General features: G+C 65.4%; 14 protein-coding genes and 1 pseudogene. 10 read left to right on the top strand and 5 right to left on the bottom strand.

Features of this window, described 5'->3' with window-relative positions; translation table 11 throughout:
• The 3 genes from WA944_RS02850 to WA944_RS02840 form a co-directional block, all read right to left on the bottom strand.
• A partial coding sequence (locus WA944_RS02850; RefSeq protein WP_526608524.1) for an LLM class flavin-dependent oxidoreductase occupies positions 1–875 on the bottom strand: 875 nt, incomplete at its 3' end.
• Between the two features lie 148 nt (positions 876–1,023).
• Entirely contained in the window at positions 1,024–2,475 is a 1,452-nt protein-coding gene (locus WA944_RS02845) for a flavin-containing monooxygenase (protein WP_370329916.1), read from the bottom strand.
• A 146-nt stretch (positions 2,476–2,621) separates the two neighbouring features.
• Entirely contained in the window at positions 2,622–4,175 is a 1,554-nt protein-coding gene (locus WA944_RS02840) for an acyl-CoA synthetase (RefSeq protein WP_526375765.1), read from the bottom strand.
• Positions 4,176–4,338: 163 nt separating this feature from the next.
• Here WA944_RS02840 and WA944_RS02835 point away from each other — a divergent pair, with 163 nt between their 5' ends.
• From WA944_RS02835 to WA944_RS02800, 8 genes are all read left to right on the top strand, one after another.
• The gene (locus WA944_RS02835) at positions 4,339–4,842 is read left to right on the top strand and encodes a MaoC family dehydratase (RefSeq protein WP_163887635.1); all 504 of its coding nucleotides are present in this window, start codon (positions 4,339–4,341) and stop codon (positions 4,840–4,842) included.
• Positions 4,843–5,000: 158 nt separating this feature from the next.
• Positions 5,001–5,813, top strand: a complete 813-nt coding sequence (locus WA944_RS02830; protein WP_237166429.1) for an enoyl-CoA hydratase/isomerase family protein — start codon at positions 5,001–5,003, stop codon at positions 5,811–5,813.
• 3 nt (positions 5,814–5,816) lie between these two features.
• Positions 5,817–6,197, top strand: coding sequence for an enoyl-CoA hydratase/isomerase family protein (locus WA944_RS02825; protein ID WP_205390305.1), 381 nt, complete (start codon positions 5,817–5,819; stop codon positions 6,195–6,197).
• Positions 6,125–6,493, top strand: a complete 369-nt coding sequence (locus tag WA944_RS02820; RefSeq protein ID WP_163887634.1) for an enoyl-CoA hydratase/isomerase family protein — start codon at positions 6,125–6,127, stop codon at positions 6,491–6,493. The genes WA944_RS02825 and WA944_RS02820 overlap by 73 nt, the downstream gene beginning before the upstream one ends.
• A 169-nt stretch (positions 6,494–6,662) precedes the next feature.
• Positions 6,663–8,264 (top strand): acyl-CoA carboxylase subunit beta, encoded by a 1,602-nt coding sequence (locus WA944_RS02815; RefSeq protein ID WP_163887633.1) that lies wholly within the window; start codon positions 6,663–6,665, stop codon positions 8,262–8,264.
• 5 nt (positions 8,265–8,269) lie between these two features.
• Complete coding sequence (locus WA944_RS02810; protein WP_205390304.1) at positions 8,270–10,285, top strand: acetyl/propionyl/methylcrotonyl-CoA carboxylase subunit alpha; 2,016 nt, start codon at positions 8,270–8,272, stop codon at positions 10,283–10,285.
• Between the two features lie 58 nt (positions 10,286–10,343).
• Entirely contained in the window at positions 10,344–11,498 is a 1,155-nt protein-coding gene (locus tag WA944_RS02805; protein WP_526373030.1) for an acyl-CoA dehydrogenase family protein, read from the top strand.
• A gap of 126 nt (positions 11,499–11,624) precedes the next feature.
• On the top strand, positions 11,625–13,181 hold the full coding sequence (locus WA944_RS02800; RefSeq protein ID WP_526646251.1) for an acyl-CoA synthetase: 1,557 nt from the start codon (positions 11,625–11,627) through the stop codon (positions 13,179–13,181).
• A 554-nt stretch (positions 13,182–13,735) separates the two neighbouring features.
• On the opposite strand, the gene WA944_RS02795 is transcribed toward WA944_RS02800, so the two are convergent.
• Positions 13,736–14,131, bottom strand: a complete 396-nt coding sequence (locus WA944_RS02795) for a cytochrome P450 (RefSeq protein ID WP_526374703.1) — start codon at positions 14,129–14,131, stop codon at positions 13,736–13,738.
• A 375-nt stretch (positions 14,132–14,506) separates the two neighbouring features.
• On the opposite strand from WA944_RS02795, the gene WA944_RS02790 reads away from it, so the two are divergent.
• Positions 14,507–15,199, top strand: a complete 693-nt coding sequence (locus WA944_RS02790) for a TetR/AcrR family transcriptional regulator (RefSeq protein WP_526374699.1) — start codon at positions 14,507–14,509, stop codon at positions 15,197–15,199.
• Positions 15,200–15,498: 299 nt separating this feature from the next.
• Positions 15,499–16,470: a Rieske 2Fe-2S domain-containing protein gene (locus WA944_RS02785; RefSeq protein ID WP_526374697.1), complete on the top strand. Its 972-nt coding sequence runs from the start codon at positions 15,499–15,501 to the stop codon at positions 16,468–16,470.
• 165 nt (positions 16,471–16,635) lie between these two features.
• On the opposite strand, the pseudogene WA944_RS02780 reads toward WA944_RS02785, so the two are convergent.
• Positions 16,636–17,241 (bottom strand): annotated as a pseudogene (locus tag WA944_RS02780) (DDE-type integrase/transposase/recombinase); the annotation flags it as partial.
• Positions 17,242–17,373 lie beyond the last annotated feature (132 nt).

Here is a 17,373-nt window from a genome sequence, read left to right as displayed (position 1 = left end):
GCCAGGACGTTCGCAGAGGTCGGCAGCATCACGAATGACGCGGCGCCGGCGTCACGGAACTCCGCGAGCATGTCTGCCACTCGGGTTTCGCTTCCGATCACACACCACTTCTCGATTGCTTCGACGGGCATGCCGTACTGACCTGCGACGAATCGTTGAAGCTCGGCACGACCCGCTTCCACGTCATCGGTGACGTGCACGAACGACAACATCACCGTCGTGCACACCGGCCTGCGGAACTCCTCGGCATGCGCCCGCAGATCTTCCACCGCCGCACGCACTCGACGGGGACTCAGCCACACCGCGAGCCAGCCTTGGGCGAGCCGAGCAGCGCGCCGCACCGCGTGTGTGGATCGGCCGCCGACCACCAGCGGTGGGCGAGAGGATGGCACCGGCTCCAGCTTGGGGGAACGCACCGGAAGCAATGGACCCGGGTGGTCCACAGTTTCTCCGCGCAGTAGCGCATCGAGGACCACCATGGCCTCGTCGAGCCTGCGACCACGCTGCGCGACGGGATACCCGGCGGCCTCGAACTCCGCTGGGTTCTCACCACCTGCGCCGACGCCCACGATCAGGCGTTCGGGCGCGAGCGCCGCGACCGTCCCGAGCTGCTTGGCTGTCCATACCGGATTGCGCATCGGTAGGAGCAGCACACCGGTGCCCAGCACCAGCCGTCGAGTGACGGCAGCGACGGCCGCGAGTGCCCCGCACGGTTCCAGCACCGGCGGGTGGAAGCTCAGATGATCGCCGACCCAACCTGAGTCGAACCCGAGGTCTTCAGCGAGGCGGGCGGCGGCCAATAGCGGCGGAGCGCCAAGCCGGAAGGGATCGAAACTGGGCAGCATCACGCCGAACCCGGCGTCTTTCACGGTCACCGGCGAATGCATGAGGCGCTCGCCATGTCGGTTCTCCTGCGATCGGCACGGCGCCCTACGCGATTCGCCGGCCGCCCACTGCGAAGCGGCGAGTCGTCCGCCGAAATGTCATGCGGTCCTTGGCGATCTCCACGTGCGAACGCGGACCTCATCGGATGTCGAAATCTGCCAGCTCAGGGGTACGCAATAGTTCGCTGTGGCGCTCGGGTGTCCATGGGAACAATTCCGGAAGCCCGTCTTTGCCGAGGTACCAACTGTTGCAACCGGTCACCCAGATCGTCTGCGGCATTGCCGACTTCATGCTGTCGTTGTACTCCTTGGTGGCCAGCTCTGTGGGCGCGGCAGAGACGATGCTGCCCTCACGGATCCGGTTGATCCACCACATCACATAATCGGCCTGGTCCTCGGCTATCGGTACCAGCGACTGGTTCCCGATCGGCGAATGCGGGCCCATCAGCATGAACAAGTTCGGGAATCCAGGAACCGCGACCGACCGGTACGCCGTGGGGCCATCTGCCCACGCCTCGTCCAGGGTTACCGCATGCTCGCCAACCACGGTCAGCGGACGCACGTAGGCCCGGGCGTCGAACCCCGTGGCATAGACGAGCACGTCAAGTTCGTGCAACACACCGTCGGCGGTGACGACGCCGAGAGGCTCGATGTGGTCGATTGCCTCGGACACCACCTCTACACCGGGTTGCTGGACAGCGCGGTAGAAGCCCCACGCCATGATTTGTCGTTTGCACATCGGCTGGTAATTCGGGGTGAGTCTCGCGCGCAATTGTGGGTCGCGCACCGAAAGGCGCAGGTTCCATCGACATAACGTCTGGACCAGGCGGCGGTGAACTCCAGGACGGATCGGCGCGCGACCGAACAGGTGCCGGACCACCAAGCCCCAGAACCGATAGCTCAGGCGGTTGAGGACCGGCCAACGCGTCAGAGCTGCGCGGATCACCGGTGAATAACGCGGATTGGGCAGCGGAAAGACCCACTGCGCAGTGCGCTGGAAGGTCGTCAACCGATCGACCTTGCCGCCGAGTGCGGCAATGATCTGTATGCCTGTTGAGCCCGTCCCGATGAGCCCGATCCGCTTGTCGGCCAATGAAACCGAGTGGTCCCATCTGGAGGAGTGAAACACCGGCCCGGCAAAATCGGCTTCCCCGGGAATGTCCGGACAGCGTGGCACCCGCAGCACGCCGGTCGCGGTGACGAGCACGTCGAATGTCTCTTCGCCGTGGGTGGTGGTGAGCAGCCAGCGCCCGTCGTCGTACCGCGCAGAGATGACCTCGGTGCCGAACTTGATGTGCCCCTGAATACCCCGTTCGTCGGCGACCTGCTGAAAGTAGGCCTCAATCTCAGGGCCCGGCGGCAGCAAGTGGGACCAGTTCGGGTTGGGCCGAAACGAGTAGGAGTAGTACCGCGACGGGATGTCGCACGTCAGCCCCGGATAGGTGTTGTCGCGCCACGTTCCCCCGACTTCCTCGGCTTTCTCGAAAATGGTGTATGAGTCGATGCCGGCGTCCTGGAGCTTGACCGCCATGCACAACCCAGACATGCCCGCACCGATGATTGCGACTTTCACCGGCCGTTGTTCGGTCATCTTGACCACCCAATCCGTATTGCCACTTGCGCTACGCCCGGCCGATCACCGTGGCGACGCGACGCTGAGTGCGCCGACGGGTCCGTTTCCGGAGACATGGCCCGGGGCCAGTGGGGCCGAACTCGGCCGGGCTCGCGCACAAGCACCTATCGACCTCCGCCAGTGCTGGAGCGATCTCCGCCGAACCGTTCGCGGAGTTCGCGTTTCAGTACCTTTCCAGCCCCTGAGAGTGGAAGCGCACCTACGAACGAGACGGTACGGGGCGTTTTGTATCCCGCGATCTGGGTCTTGCAGAAATCCCGCAACTCCTCGGCTGTCACCGAAGAGCTCTCGGCCAAGACGACGACCGCGTGAACGCGTTCGCCCCAGGTCTCGTCCGGGACGCCGATGACCGCGCACGCCGACACCGCGGGGTGCCGGGAAAGAGCGTTCTCGACCTCAGTCGAGTAGACGTTCTCGCCACCCGAAATGATCATGTCCTTGATGCGGTCGACGAGGAACACATAACCTCGCTCGTCCATGTAACCGGCATCGCCGGTATGCATCCACCCATTCCGCAGCGCGTTCGCGGTCTCGTCAGGCTTATTCCAGTAACCGAGCATCACATTGCCGCCGCGCGCGACGATCTCGCCGGTATGTCCCAGCGGCACCTCTAGATCGTCGGCGTCGAAGATCTTGACTTCGGCACAGGGCGCGGCGCGGCCTGCCGAACGTAGCAATTCCGGATGATCGTGGTCCTCGGGGCGCAGGACCGTCGCCAGCGGGGACAGTTCTGTCATTCCATAACCTTGCATGAACCGCGCCGCGCCCATGGTCTTCATCGCCCGCGACAGCACCGCCTCAGGGATCGGCGACGCGCCGTACATCACGTTTTGGAGGCTGGAAAGGTCGTATTCTCCAACGGTCGGGTGGTCGATGACCATCTGCAGCATGGTCGGGATCAGCAGCGCGTCGGTGACCTGCTGGCGTTCGATGGTTTCCAGGATCGCAGTCGGATCGAACGTCGAGAGCATCACGTGGGTTCCGCCAAGGGTGGTCTGCCCCGCCCAGGCGGCCAAGTCCGCGAGATGGAACAGCGGCGCGACGTGAAGCAGCCGGCCCTCCGGACTGAGAAAGCTCCCTACGCTGAGCATTCCCAGCACCGACGTCATCAGGTTGGCGTGGCTGAGCATCACGCCCTTGGGTAGACCCGTGGTGCCGCCGGTATAGAACACACCGGCCAATTGATCGCCAGAGCGCCGCACGTCATCGATGACTTCACCGCTGGCGACGAGTTCCTCATAGGAACACATCCCCTCCGGCGTAGGGCCGTTTCCGCAGTGAACGACGGTGTGCAGGCCGGGATACGACGCCCGAAGCGCCGGTACAGCCGGACTGAAGGCGTCATCGACGAAGAGGACGTCGGTTTGGGAGTCACGTAGGGCGTAGCCGATCTCCGCGGGGCTCCACCGGATGTTGATCGGGTTGAGTACCGCGTCCGCCCAAGGCACCGCCAGCAGGTATTCGTGATATCGGTCGGAGTTGAGCGCAAGCATGCCGACCCGGTCTCCCCGGTTCACCCCGAGCTGTCGTAACGCGTGCGCCAACTTTGCGATTCGCTGCGCGGACCGTTCATAGGTCCGTGTCCGGTCCCCGTCGATGGTGGCAAGGCGGTCGGGATGGTGCTGCAACGCCCTGTGTAAGCCTTGAGTGAGATACACAGCGTCCTCCTCATTGCTGGCGTGCGGGCCTGCAATCACACACCCATGGCGCCGGCGCCCGTTAGTTATCGGGTATTAACCTTACCGGCGTCGCCGGCAGGAGACAGTTGGTTTAGATCATCCCGATCCTTTGTAGTGTCAGCGCCTCGACGAAAGGCCTCTCATGAACTCAGCCCACCTGTCCAGCGCCGAGGTCGAACCACTGGTTCGCGGCAGGACTTGGGAAGAAATGCCGGCAGGTTTTCGCTTCAAGACCGCCAAGCGCACCGTCACGGAATCCGACCTCACGACGTTCGTCAACCTCGGCGGGTTCAACGAGCCGTTGTTCTACGATGCGTCGCACGCCGCCGCCGGCGGGTACCAAGGTCGGTTGGTCCCCGGCGCTCTGATCTACTGCATTGCGGAAGGGTTGATCGTGCAGTCCAACTTCCTCAACGGCACCGGCCTGGCCTTCATGCACATGGAACTGTGGGTCAAGCGACCGGTGTACGTCGGTGACACCCTCCTCGCCATCTGCACCGTCACGGAGTCGCGCCCGTCGAGCAAGCCGGGTCGGGGCGTCGTCACCGCGACGGTCAGCGTCCGCAACCAGCGCGACGAAGAGGTGCTGGTGTTCACCCCGGTTCGGCTGATCCGCGGCGCGGACTTCATCGAGGCCGACAATTGAGACCGTCTCCACCGCCGCACCGTGATCCGACCACGGCCGGTCCAAGGTTCGTTACCATTTCGAGGGCGCGATGAGAGAAGCCTCGGAGTCCTCGTCGGTGGCCGCTGCTCCCCGCCCGACGCGGAGTAACCCTTCTTGACGATGCAAAGGAACACTCGATGATGAGCTACGACGACTTTCCCAGCCTGCGCTTCGAACCAGCCGCTGACGGAGTTCTGCACATCGTGCTGGACGCCCCCGGATTGAACTCCGTCAATCCCCAGATGCACCGCGACCTCGCCGACATGTGGCCCGCCATCGACAAGGACGACAACGTCCGTGCCGTGCTGGTCCGCGGCGAGGGCAAGGCCTTCTCGTCGGGCGGCAACTTCGACCTGCTCGACGACATGATCAACAGCTACCCCAGCCGCGTCCGAATCATGCGCGAGGCACGCGACCTGGTGATGAATATGGTGAGCTTCAGCAAGCCGGTGGTCTCCGCGGTGCGCGGGCCCGCGGTGGGCGCCGGTCTGGTCGTCGCGATCCTGGCCGACATCTCCGTCGTCGGGCGCACCGCCAAGATCATCGACGGCCACACCCGTCTCGGGGTCGCCGCCGGTGACCACGCCGCCATCTGCTGGCCGCTGATGGCGGGTATGGCAAAGGCCAAGTACTACCTGCTCACCTGCGAGACGTTGCTCGGCGAGGAAGCCGAACGCATCGGCCTGGTGTCCAAGTGCGTCGACGACGACGACGTCCTCACCGAGGCGACCCGGATCGCGACCAGCCTCGCCGCCGGCGCACCAACGGCGATCCGCTGGACCAAACACAGCCTCAACCAGTGGTTCCGGGTGTTCGGGCCGTCATTCGAGACGTCCCTCGGGTTGGAGTTCATCGGCTTCGGCGGTCCGGAGGTCCGGGAAGGCCTCGCCGCGCACCGCGAGAAGCGTGCACCCGACTTCACCAACCTGGGCGCGACCACGGCTGAGTGACCCGTGACCACCAGGATCGCCACCCGCGTCGTGGACGCGGTGGCCTGGGTCGAACTCGATGGCGCCGACCGACTCAACGTCATCGGCACCCAGACCTACACCGATCTCGCCGACGCCATCCGCACCCTGGAGTCGCAGGGGTCGGTGCGCGCGGTGGTCATACACGGGGCAGGCCGGGCGTTCTGCGCGGGCGCCGACATCGAAGAGATCCGAGCCTTCGGTAGCCGTGACGATTTCGCGGACTTCATCCATGGCTTCACCGACGCCCTCGACGTCAGGCCCGGCTCGGTCTGCCCGAGGCCAAACTCGGCGTGCTCCCTGGCGGAGGTGGTACGCAGCGGTTGCCGCGGCTCATCCCCGTCGGGGTGGCCACCGAGATGCTGATGCTGGGCACCGTCATCGACGGCGAGCGGGCCCACAGCCTGGGGCTGGTGAACCGGCTTAGCGGCGTCGGCACGCTGCTCGAGACGGCAGGTGCCATCGGAGAGCAATTGGCCACCGGCGCAGCACAAGTCGCGTCGACCACCAAGTCCCTGCTGCTGCAGACGGCCAACTTGTCGACGTCCGACGGTATCGAACACGAGCGCGACGCGGTGGTGGACCTCTTCGCCACTCCGGACGGCCGGGAGGGTTTCGGCGCCTTCACCGAGCGACGCCCCCCGACTTTCGGCGGAAGATGACGGAAATGGCCCCACCTCGCGCTGTTCCGGCTGAGTCTCCTGGGCGCCCCTGCGGTGACCGTACGGGCGGGAAGGCATGACCTGCCGCGCCGACCCCGTTGTCATCGGATGTTAGTAGCGGCTAACGTAACGTGTCAGCGATCGACGTCGATGTCACCTGGAGGAAAAGTTGGTTGACGTCCTGCCCGACCGGGTCGACACTCGCGCACCGGTATACCTCGAGAATCGCGAGGGACTTATCGCGCAGCTCTACACGATCGCCGAACAGCTGGCGCTGGCCAACGCGGGCGGCGGCGAGAAGTACGTCGCCCGGCACCGTAGCCGCGGAAAGATGCTGGCCCGCGAGCGTGTCGAGCTGCTGCTCGACCCCGACACGGCCTTCCTGGAATTGTGTCCGTTCGCGGCGTGGGGCACGAAGTTTCCGGTGGGCGGCAGCGTTGTGGTCGGCATCGGCATCGTCGAAGGCGTCGAGTCGATGATCATCGCGCACGACCCGACGGTGCGCGGCGGAGCCTCGAACCCCTACACCTTCCGCAAGGTGTTCCGGGGCATGGCGGTTGCCCGCGAGAACCGGCTGCCAATCATCAACGTCGTCGAGTCGGGCGGGGCGGACCTGCCCACGCAGGCCGAGATCTTCGTGCCCGGGGGCCAACTGTTCCACGACCTCACCCAGCACAGCGCGCTGGGGCTGCCGACCCTCGCGCTGGTATTCGGTAACTCGACGGCAGGCGGCGCGTACATCCCCGGCATGTGTGATTACGTGGTGATGGTCCGCAACCGGTCCAAGGTCTTTCTCGGCGGTCCGCCGCTGGTGAAGATGGCGACCGGCGAAGTGTCCGACGACGAGTCGCTCGGCGGCGCCGACATGCACGCCCGCACCTCCGGGCTGGCCGACTACATGGCCGAGGACGAGCAGGACGCCATCAGGATCGGGCGGCGCATCATGGCCAGACTGAACTGGCGCAAGCTCGGGCCGGGCCCGACACAGTCACCGACCCCCCCGCTGCGAGACCCCGACCAGCTCCTCGGGATCGCTTCGGTGGACCCCAAGGTTCCCTTCGACCCACGTGATGTCATCGCCCGCATCGTGGACGGATCGGCCTTCGACGAGTTCAAGCCGCTATACGGCACCTCGCTGGTCACCGGTTGGGCCTCGATCCACGGATACCCGGTAGGGATCCTGGCCAATGCGCGCGGAATCCTGTTCAGCGAGGAGGCGGAGAAGGCCGCCCAGTTCATCCAGCTGGCGAACCAGATCGACACGCCGCTGGTGTTTCTGCAGAACACCACCGGCTACATGGTCGGCGCGGAGTACGAGCAAGGTGGCATCATCAAGGACGGCGCGAAAATGATCAACGCCGTCTCCAACAGCACCGTCCCGCACCTGACGATTGTGATGGGCGCGTCCTACGGTGCGGGCAACTACGGGATGTGCGGGCGGTCCTACTCTCCCCGGTTCCTGTTCACCTGGCCCAACTCCCGTTCGGCCGTCATGGGCCCGGCCCAGCTCGCGGGCGTGCTGTCGATCGTGGCCCGGGAGTCGGCCGCCGACCGGGGCCTTCCATTCGACGAGGAGGCCGACGCCCAGATGCGCGCTGCCGTCGAGAACCAGATCGAGCGTGAGTCGTTGGCGCTGGCCAACAGCGGCAGGCTCTACGACGACGGGATCATCGACCCACGCGACACCCGTACCGTTCTCGGGTTCTGCCTGTCCGTGGTCCACAACAACGAGATCCGTGGCCAGCGTGGCTACGGCGTGTTCCGGATGTGATGGCGATGCCCGTGATCAAGAAGCTGCTGGTGGCCAACCGGGGAGAGATCGCCCGGCGCGTGTTTCGCACCTGTCGCGAACTCGGCATCGCCACCGTCGCCGTGTACTCCGACGCCGACGCCGACGCCTGGCACGTCGACGACGCCGACGAGGCCGTCCGGCTGCCGGGTTCCTCGCCGGCGGAGACCTACCTCGACGGTGACCGGGTGATCGCCGCCGCCCTGCTCACCGGCGCCGACGCCGTGCACCCCGGCTACGGCTTCATGTCGGAGAACGCCGGCTTCGCGCGGGCCTGCGCCGACGCTGGGCTCGTGTTCGTCGGCCCGCCGCCGGATGCCATCGACGCGATGGGCTCCAAGCTGACGGCCAAGGCGATGATGGCCGACGCGGGGGTCCCGATCCTCCCGGGCGGCGACGCCACCGGCCTGGACCCCGAGAAGCTGCGCAAGCTCGGCGCCGAAATCGGCTACCCCCTGCTGGTCAAGGCGAGCGCGGGTGGCGGCGGGCGCGGCATGCGGGTTGTCGAGTCGGCCGACGACCTCGACGAGGCCGTGGCCTCGGCGTCGCGCGAGGCGATGTCGGCGTTCTCGGACGGCACGGTGTTCCTCGAGCGGTACGTGCAGCGCCCCCGCCACGTTGAGATCCAGGTGATGGCCGACATGCACGGCACCGTTGTCTCGCTGTTCGAGCGGGAGTGCTCGGTGCAGCGCCGCCACCAGAAGGTCATCGAGGAGGCGCCCTCCCCCGTCGTCGACGACGACCTGCGCGCGCGGATGGGCGCGGCGGCGGTCGCGGCGGCACAGGCCGTGGGTTACGTCGGTGCCGGAACCGTCGAGTTCGTGCTCGACGCGAACGGCGGCGATAACGACGGGACGTTCGCCTTCCTGGAGATGAACACCCGGCTGCAGGTCGAGCACCCGGTCACCGAACTCGTCACCGGGCTCGACCTCGTGCGCCTGCAGTTGCTGGTGGCGATGGGCCGGCCACTGCCCGCCGAGGTGAGCGAGCCGCGGATCACCGGCCACGCGGTCGAGGCCCGGCTCTACGCCGAGGACCCCACGAAGGGATACCTGCCGCAGACCGGGACGCTGCGCACGATGCAGATCCCCGACCACGTCGGGGTCCGGGTGGACTCCGGCGTGCGCGACGGCTCGGTGGTCAGCCACCACTACGACGCCATGCTCGCCAAGGTGATCGCCTGGGCGCCCACCCGGGCCGAGGCGCTCGGCACGCTGTCCGCCGCGCTCGCCGGCGCCCGGATCCACGGACTCACCACCAACCGGGATCTGCTGGTTCGCGTTCTGCGCCACGACGAGTTCGCCGGACGCGGCACCGACACCGGGTTCCTCGACCGCCACGACATGGCCGACCTCGGCGGGCCCCTCATCGACGGCGACGGCGAGCGCATGCACGCCATCGCGGCCACACTCGCCCAGGTCGCGGCGCGGCGCGCCGCGGCCCCCGTCCAGCCGACACTGCCTGCCGGGTGGCGCAACAACCTGTCCCAACTGCAGTCCACCGGATGGGCGACTGCTGACGGCCGCGAGCGGCGGGTCGGCTATGCGCTGCTCCGCGACGGCGTCGAGGTGGAAGTCGACGGCAAGCCGGTCGAGGACGTCAACCTACTCGTGCAGCGGCCCGACCGGGTGGCCCTGGAGACCCGCGGGATACGGCGCGGCTACGACGTCGTCCTCGACGGCGACATCGCCTATGTCGACAGCCCGGCCGGGTCCACTGCGTTCACCCAGGTACCGCGGTTCCTGGACCCCAGCACGCTCAAGCCGGCGGGCTCACTGACGGCGCCCATGCCGGGTTCGGTGATCCGGCTGCCCGTCGCCGCGGGCGACATCGTGACGGCCGGGCAGGCCTTGGTCGTGGTGGAGGCGATGAAGATGGAACACACCATCGCCAGCCCGATCGACGGGATCGTCGCCGAACTCTCGGTCGAGGTGGGTCAGCAGGTGTCCACCGGCGATGCCCTCGCGGTGGTCGGAGCGGCCGACAGTGCAGACGAGGATTGAGCACCACCCGACCTGTCACCGGCCCCGGTGGCGGGTGACTTCGAAGTAGGAGAGCGGTATGGAACTGCACGAGACCGAGGAACGGCGAGCTCTTCGCAAGGCCGTGTCCGAGATCGCCAAGGACTTCGGGCACGACTACTACGTGGCCAAGTCGCTCGGCGGGGAGAAGAGTTCGGAACTCTGGCAGGCCGTGGGCAAGCAGGGGTTCCTCGGGGTCAACATCACCGAGCAGTACGGCGGCGGCGGCGGCGGCATCTACGACATGCAGATCGTCGGTGAGGAACTGGCCGCGGCCGGCTGCCCGCTGCTGATGACGGTGGTCTCCCCCACCATCTGCGGCACGATCATCCAGGCTTTCGGCAGCGACGAGCTCAAGGCGCGCTGGCTGCCGGGCATCGCCAGCGGCGAGATCATCATGTCGTTCGCGATCACCGAGCCGGATGCGGGCTCGAACTCGCACAACATCTCCACCTCGGCCAAGCGCGTCGGCGGGGATTGGGTGCTCAACGGCACCAAGTACTACATTTCCGGCGTCGACGAGGCGGAGGCCATCCTGGTCGTCACCCGCACCGCGACGGACGACCGCGGCCGCGGACGGCTGAGCCTGCTGGTGGTCCCGACCGACGCGCCCGGGTTGACCAAGACCCTCATCCCGGTGCAGGCGGTGACACCGGAGAAGCAGTTCACGCTGTTCTTCGACGACGTGCGAGTGCCGGCCGAGAACCTGATCGGCGCGGAAAACGACGGTCTGCGTCAGGTGTTCATGGGCCTCAACCCCGAACGCATCATGGGCGCCGCCCTGGGCAACGGCATCGGCCGCTACGCGCTGGACAAGGCGTCGGCCTACGCGCGCGAGCGCAAGGTCTGGGACGTGCCGATCGGAGCCCACCAGGGCCTGTCCCACCCACTCGCGCACGCCAAGATCCAGCTGGAGCTGGCCCGGCTGATGACCCAACGGGCGGCCTCACTGCACGACGCCGGAGACCCCGCCTCGGGCGAGGCATCGAACATGGCCAAATACGCTGCGGCCGAGGCCGGCATCCTGGCCCTCGACCAGGCGATCCAAACCCACGGCGGCAACGGGATGGCCACCGAGTACGGGCTGGCCACTCTCTGGGGCCCGGCACGGCTGATGCGCACCGCGCCGATCAGCCGCGAGATGATCCTCAACTACGTGGCACAGCACAGCCTCAACCTGCCCCGCTCATACTGAGCATCCTTCATCCGTTCGTGTCCGCTTCGGTCTACAAGACGGACGGTGGTGATCGGTCGCCCGCCGGGGCCGGGTCCTGCCTTACCGAGCATTTGTCAACCAAAACTGCCGAGGAGGCAAATCAACATGGATCGCGGTATCGGTCAGTGGGTCACCAAACGGGCCTTCCTCAACGGGCAGCGCACGGCGTTCGTCTGCGGTGACACCAGCTTCACGTACTCCGACTTCGATCGGCGCACCAACCAGGTCGCTTCGAACCTGTTGCGGCTCGGCGTCCGCAAGGGGGACCGGGTGGCCACACTGCTGGTGAACTCGGTCGAGTTCATGGAGGTCCTCCTCGGCTGCGCGAAGATCGGCGCCATCACCATCCCGATCAACGTCCGACTCGCAGGCCCGGAGATCGGCTACATCCTCGCCGACGCCGGCGCCGACGTGTTCGTGTTCCACGAGCCGCTAGCAGCGGCGGCGGTCAGCGCGCTGGCCGAGCCGGGGGTCCGGGTCCGCCACACGGTCCGCGCCGGGGGCGCCCCGGCCGACGGCGAGATCGCCTACCCAGACCTGCTCTCCGACGGTGCGCCCGCGCCACTCGACAGCGACGTCGAGGGCCGCGACGCCGCGTTCATCATGTACACCTCGGGCACCACCGGCCGCCCGAAGGGCGCCATCCTCACCCACGACAACCTACTGTGGAACGCCATCAACGTGCTGGGCGCCGAACAAGGCCTGACCGGCAGTGACGTGACTGTCGCAGTCGCCCCTATGTTCCACATCGGCGGGCTCGGGGTACATACGTTGCCGTTGCTCTACGTCGGCGGGACCAGCGTGATCCTGCCGTCGTTCGACCCGGTGGGCACGCTCAAGGCGATGGCCGAAAGCCGTGCCACCGTCCAGTTCATGGTGCCGGCGATGTGGTCAGCGCTGACTCAGGTGCCCGACTTCGACTCCTACGACCTCTCCGCGCTGCGTCTGGCCATGGGCGGCGGCGCGCCGATGCCGCTGACCGTCATCGACTTCATGCAGCAACGCGGCGTCCCCTTCACCGAGGGATTCGGGATGACCGAGACTGCACCCATGGTCTCGGTCTTGGATGCCGCCAACATCACGACGCGGGCCGGATCAATCGGCCGGGTCGCCATGCACGTCGATGCCCGCATCGTGGACGCCGACGACCGGGACGTCCCGGTCGACACCGTCGGCGAACTCCTGGTGCGCGGACCCAACGTGTTCGTCGGGTACTGGATGAAGCCGGCGACCACCGCCGAGGCATTCAGGGGCGGCTGGTTCCACACCGGCGACCTCGGCCGGATCGACGCCGACGGCTACATCACGCTGGTCGACCGCAAGAAGGACATGATCATCTCGGGCGGGGAGAATGTCTACCCGATCGAGGTCGAGCAGGTGCTGTTCCGCCACCCCGGTGTGCTCGACGCGGCGGTAGTCGGCGGTCCCGACGAGAAGTGGGGTGAACGCGTCGTCGCCGTGGTGATGGCCGACCCCGCCGCCGAACAGGAACCCGGCGCCGACGAACTGATCGCCTGGTGCCGCGAGCGGCTGGCGCATTTCAAGTGTCCGCGCGAAGTGCACCTCATTGCCGAGCTCCCCCGCAACGCCACCGGCAAGCTCCTCAAGACCGAGCTGCGCAAGCGATTCACCGGCGTCGAGGGCGGTGTCGTCCAGCGCTGAGGCACGACACCGGAGGCGGAGCGCGGGTTTGGGAAGTGTTGTCGCGACGAGTAGCCACGGTCACCGCTGCAAATAGCTGAAGATGTTATTTGTCGCTAACGTTTAGAGGCGCAGGTTGGGACTTGTCGGCCGAGACAACCGGGAGGTATACGACATCCGGCAAGTGTTGCGGGTGGGTCTTGCCATGCGCTCGCCTGTCACCTTGCGCGATAGGTGCTTGAGCGTCCCTGACCTGACGCCGATGAGCTTCGGCGAAAGGGGTGCTTCAGTGTCGTACGCGGCGACCGACGACTCCACCCGATCAGCCTTCCCGCAGTAGAGCCCCGTGGCAGCGTCGAAACATGAATCGGACTCGGACCACGAGGCCCGAGACATCTGGATCGCCGTCGGTCACCACACCCATCCGTCCGAGATTATCGGTGTTACTACGCTGCGAGGAGTACCGCGGTCGACTGCGGCCAAGCCCACGCTCTGGCGTGGCGCACCCAGCTGAGATCCACCGTCACCGATTACGCGTTGGTTCGCGCATCGGTTTCTCGGACAGTCCTCGTTCATCACCGCGCGGGTGTCAGCCGAATCGGCAGGTAGGTGGCGCCCCGAAGTGAGCTGTTGGTTGACCAGGTGGCCGAACCGGCCGCTGCGATGGCCGAGGCTTGGGAAGTGAGTTCGCGGAGCACCGCCTGGCCCTCCATGCGACTGAGGGTTGCTCCGATGCACATGTGAACGCCGTAGCCGAATGCGATGTGGTTGCGCGGATTTCGGTCAGCGCGGTAGGTATCGGGATCCTCGAAGACCTCGGGGGCGCGATTGGCCGCGCCGAATGCCAACAATAACCGCGACCCGCTCGGGATAGTCACCTCGCCGACTCTGTAGTCGGTGCGGGTGTAGCGGTACAGGTTTTGGATGGGCGTCGAGTACCGCAGCTGTTCCTCCTCGACAGCGCTGGGGATCAGGTCGGGATCCGTCTCGGATCATGGCTGCGACGGTGATCCGCGAGCCTCGTTCAGGTGGCGGACGAAGGGAAGACGGCATCGGCTTTGTCGCAGAAGCTCCGATACCGTTACAAGTAAACGAGAAGATCGTTGGCGACAGGCAGTGTCAGGAGGGCGCTGGGCTTGCCCCCGGCATGTCGCGGGACTCCGGTTCTTGGGAAAGATGGAGTCAATGTCAGCCATTTCATCGAGACGCAGTCGCGGAGCCGTGACCCTAGACGGGAGTCTCAGGACCTGCCGGGGCGACTCAGTTCAGAACGGTTCGAGGGCCCACGGTAGGCTCAGGTATGACATTTCACCCGATTGCTGTAACGAACTGGAGGCAGTGCTGATATGTCGGGCGATCCCGACACCTCGCCGAGGAGACGTATCCTGGAGGCGACCTTCGCCGTGTTGAGTCGAAGCGGACCGCACCGGCTTCATCTGTCTGACGTTGCCGCGGAGGCCGGCGTCTCCCGCCCCACGCTGTACCGCTACTTCGGCTCCAAGGAGGGCCTACTCGATTCATTCGCGCTCTACGAACAGGACAACTTCGATGTTGGTGTCGCCGCCGCGATGGCTGGACTTCAGGGTCCGGCCCGCCTAGACGCCGCGTTACGGTTCATCGTCTCGTTCCAGGACACATACTCGCTAGCGCGAATCATCGATACCGAGCCTGAGTGGACGATCGCGCAGATGCATAGAGTCCTGCCGCTGATGTGCGAACGTATCCGAGTGATTCTGACCGGTGAGAAGAGCGATGTCGCCGCGTCGGCTGTGGTACGGATTGCGGTATCCCATTACTTGATCCGGGATAATGACCCCGGCCGGTTCCTCGCCGAGTTGCGGCATGCCGCAGGCCTTGACCCAACCGGGCGCCGACGTACCGCATACGCATCGGGTGTGTGGCCGGAAATGACTGCGACACCTGATGGGTCTATGGCCACCACCGATTCAGGAAGTAGCCACACCAACGAGTCGGACGGTCAAGCCGAGCCCCAGAACGAGTTTCGTAGCTTGGCAGGATGTCGCGTAGCGCGTCCATGAACGCCTTGCCCATCCAGTGCGTGGACGGACAGGGTGGAAATGCCAGCTCAGAACCTTGCTTGGTGCTTAGAGTTTTGATCGACGGATCCTCGATGTAGGCGAGCTTGTTCATCTCGCTGCACGGCTCACCCCAAGTAAGACCGCTTTGCGGGCCCACCAGCGGTGCGCACGTCTTGTAGTACGTCAAGTAAGTGCCGTTGCCCTGACACGCAGGGTTCGCCCGAGAGCCTCACCAAGAAGCCGCACGTATTTGACTATGATAGCTTGATAGGAAACTTCGAAGCACAAGGATGGCTTGCATGACCAGTACGGAGCCCCGCTTCCCGTTCGCTTCATATCCTAAAGGGTGGTTCCAGGTCGCATACAGCCGTGAGGTCGGGCTTGGTGGTCTTGTCCCACTACGGTACTTCGGTCGGAAGTTGGTGTGTTACCGCGGCAAGTCGGGTGATGTTCATGTCCTGGACGCCTACTGCCCACACCTTGGCGCGGACATAGGTGTGGGAGGCAAAGTCGTTGATGACTGTCTAGAGTGCCCCTTCCATGGCTGGAAGTTCGACGGTAGCGGCGCCAACGTCGAGATACCATATGCCAAGCAACCGAATCGTGTTGCGCGCCTTGAAGCCTGGCCTATCGCCGAGCGGGCCGGGATCATTTTCGTCTGGTACAGCCCTGATGGGACTGAACCGCAATGGGAGCTACCCCGGATCCCGGAAGCCGAGGATGCCGCATTTGTGTTTCACTCCCCGCCAGATGCTCGTTGGCAGTTCCGCTCGCATCCCCAAGAGGTGTTCGAAAACGTAGTTGACATAGCACATTTCGCCACAGTGCACGGCGTATCTGCGTTCGGCGCTCTAGACGTCGACTCCGAAGGCCACGTTTTCAAGGCCGTCGCCGCGGTGAACTTTCAGACCCCACGCGGCCCCGTGGCCGGCGCGGTTGACTCTGAACTGTTCGGCATGGGTATCGATGTTGTGCGTCACCGCGGACTTGGTAGGTCATGCACCTTGCTCACTGTGACACCGATCGACGAAGAGTATGTCGACGCGCGGTATACGTTTTTCGTCGCACGAGACCGCGACTCGGGTGACATGACGGCAATGGGTAAAGGTTTCGTCAGGGACTTCTGCAAGCAGATAGAACAGGATATCCCGATCTGGGAAAACAAGATCTACCGCGATCGACCTGCCCTGGCCCGTGGTGAGGCGGCGATAATGAAGTTCCGCTCGTGGGCTGAGCAGTCATACGCCACAGCATCGCAATCAGCGGACTGAGTAGTCTGGTCGACGAAGAGATTATCTTCCTCGCACGATCTATCGGCTGGGGGCTCCCAACCAGCAATCCTGCCACCACCCCGGCACCCGCCCGAACGCCTGCCAGCATCACACAGTGGTGCCAAGTCAGCCGAATGAATCGCCCCGGGTTTGATGCACACCTGGTTACTGGTGTGCAGCCCCGGTTTGGGCTATCTTTGTAGCGTAGTGGATGGCCTCGTATTCGACGGGTGGGATGCGGCCCAGTCGGTGCATGAGCCGGTCGGTGTTGTACCAGTGCACCCACTCGGCGGTGAGCAGTTTGACGTCGGCCAGCCGGTGTAGTGCGCCTCGCCGGAACGGTGAGGCGTCGCGGATTGCTTCGGTCTTGTACAGCCCTATCGTCGTTTCGGCCAAGGCGTTATCGAAATCCCCGATCGTCCCGATCGAGGACAGCAGCCCGGAGAGGGCCAGGGTTTCCCCGAACCGCACCGAGGTATATTGCGAGCCCGCATCGCTACGATGAATAGCATTGCCTAGCAATGGATTACCCTCATTTGTACGAAGTTGCGCGGCATGACGGATCGCTTGTCGGACGAAGCGGTCCTCCTTGCTGGCCGAGCAGGTCCATCCCACGACCCGGCCCGCGTAGGCGTCGATGGCGAACGCGGTGTAGACAAACGCCCCGCTCGACAGGCGAACGTAGGTGAAGTCAGCCACCAGCAGCACGTTGGGAGCAGGCACCCGGGACTGGCGCTTGACCAGATCTGCCGCCCGCGCCGCGGCCGGATCGTCCTGATATCAGCGTTCTACGAGTTTCATCAACGCCACGATGTGGACTTGGGCGATCTGCTGACGACCTGGCAGCGGCGTGGAACGGTTGGTGGATCGTGGCGTCCGCTGCTTGCGCACTTGGGAGCTCGC

The sequence above is a fragment of the Mycobacterium sp. genome, assembly GCF_049683355.1.
Lineage (GTDB): Bacteria > Actinomycetota > Actinomycetes > Mycobacteriales > Mycobacteriaceae > Mycobacterium.
This window is presented reverse-complemented; position numbering and strand designations above follow the sequence as displayed.

What these genes read in the sequence shown, in the direction of transcription:
- WA944_RS02845 (WP_370329916.1), bottom strand. Translation starts at nt 2,475, where the DNA reads ATGACCGAACAACGGCCGGTGAAAGTCGCAATCATCGGTGCGGGCATG.
- WA944_RS02835 (WP_163887635.1), top strand. Translation starts at nt 4,339, where the DNA reads ATGAACTCAGCCCACCTGTCCAGCGCCGAGGTCGAACCACTGGTTCGC.
- WA944_RS02830 (WP_237166429.1), top strand. Translation starts at nt 5,001, where the DNA reads ATGATGAGCTACGACGACTTTCCCAGCCTGCGCTTCGAACCAGCCGCT.
- WA944_RS02810 (WP_205390304.1), top strand. Translation starts at nt 8,270, where the DNA reads ATGCCCGTGATCAAGAAGCTGCTGGTGGCCAACCGGGGAGAGATCGCC.
- WA944_RS02805 (WP_526373030.1), top strand. Translation starts at nt 10,344, where the DNA reads ATGGAACTGCACGAGACCGAGGAACGGCGAGCTCTTCGCAAGGCCGTG.
- WA944_RS02800 (WP_526646251.1), top strand. Translation starts at nt 11,625, where the DNA reads ATGGATCGCGGTATCGGTCAGTGGGTCACCAAACGGGCCTTCCTCAAC.
- WA944_RS02790 (WP_526374699.1), top strand. Translation starts at nt 14,507, where the DNA reads ATGTCGGGCGATCCCGACACCTCGCCGAGGAGACGTATCCTGGAGGCG.
- WA944_RS02785 (WP_526374697.1), top strand. Translation starts at nt 15,499, where the DNA reads ATGACCAGTACGGAGCCCCGCTTCCCGTTCGCTTCATATCCTAAAGGG.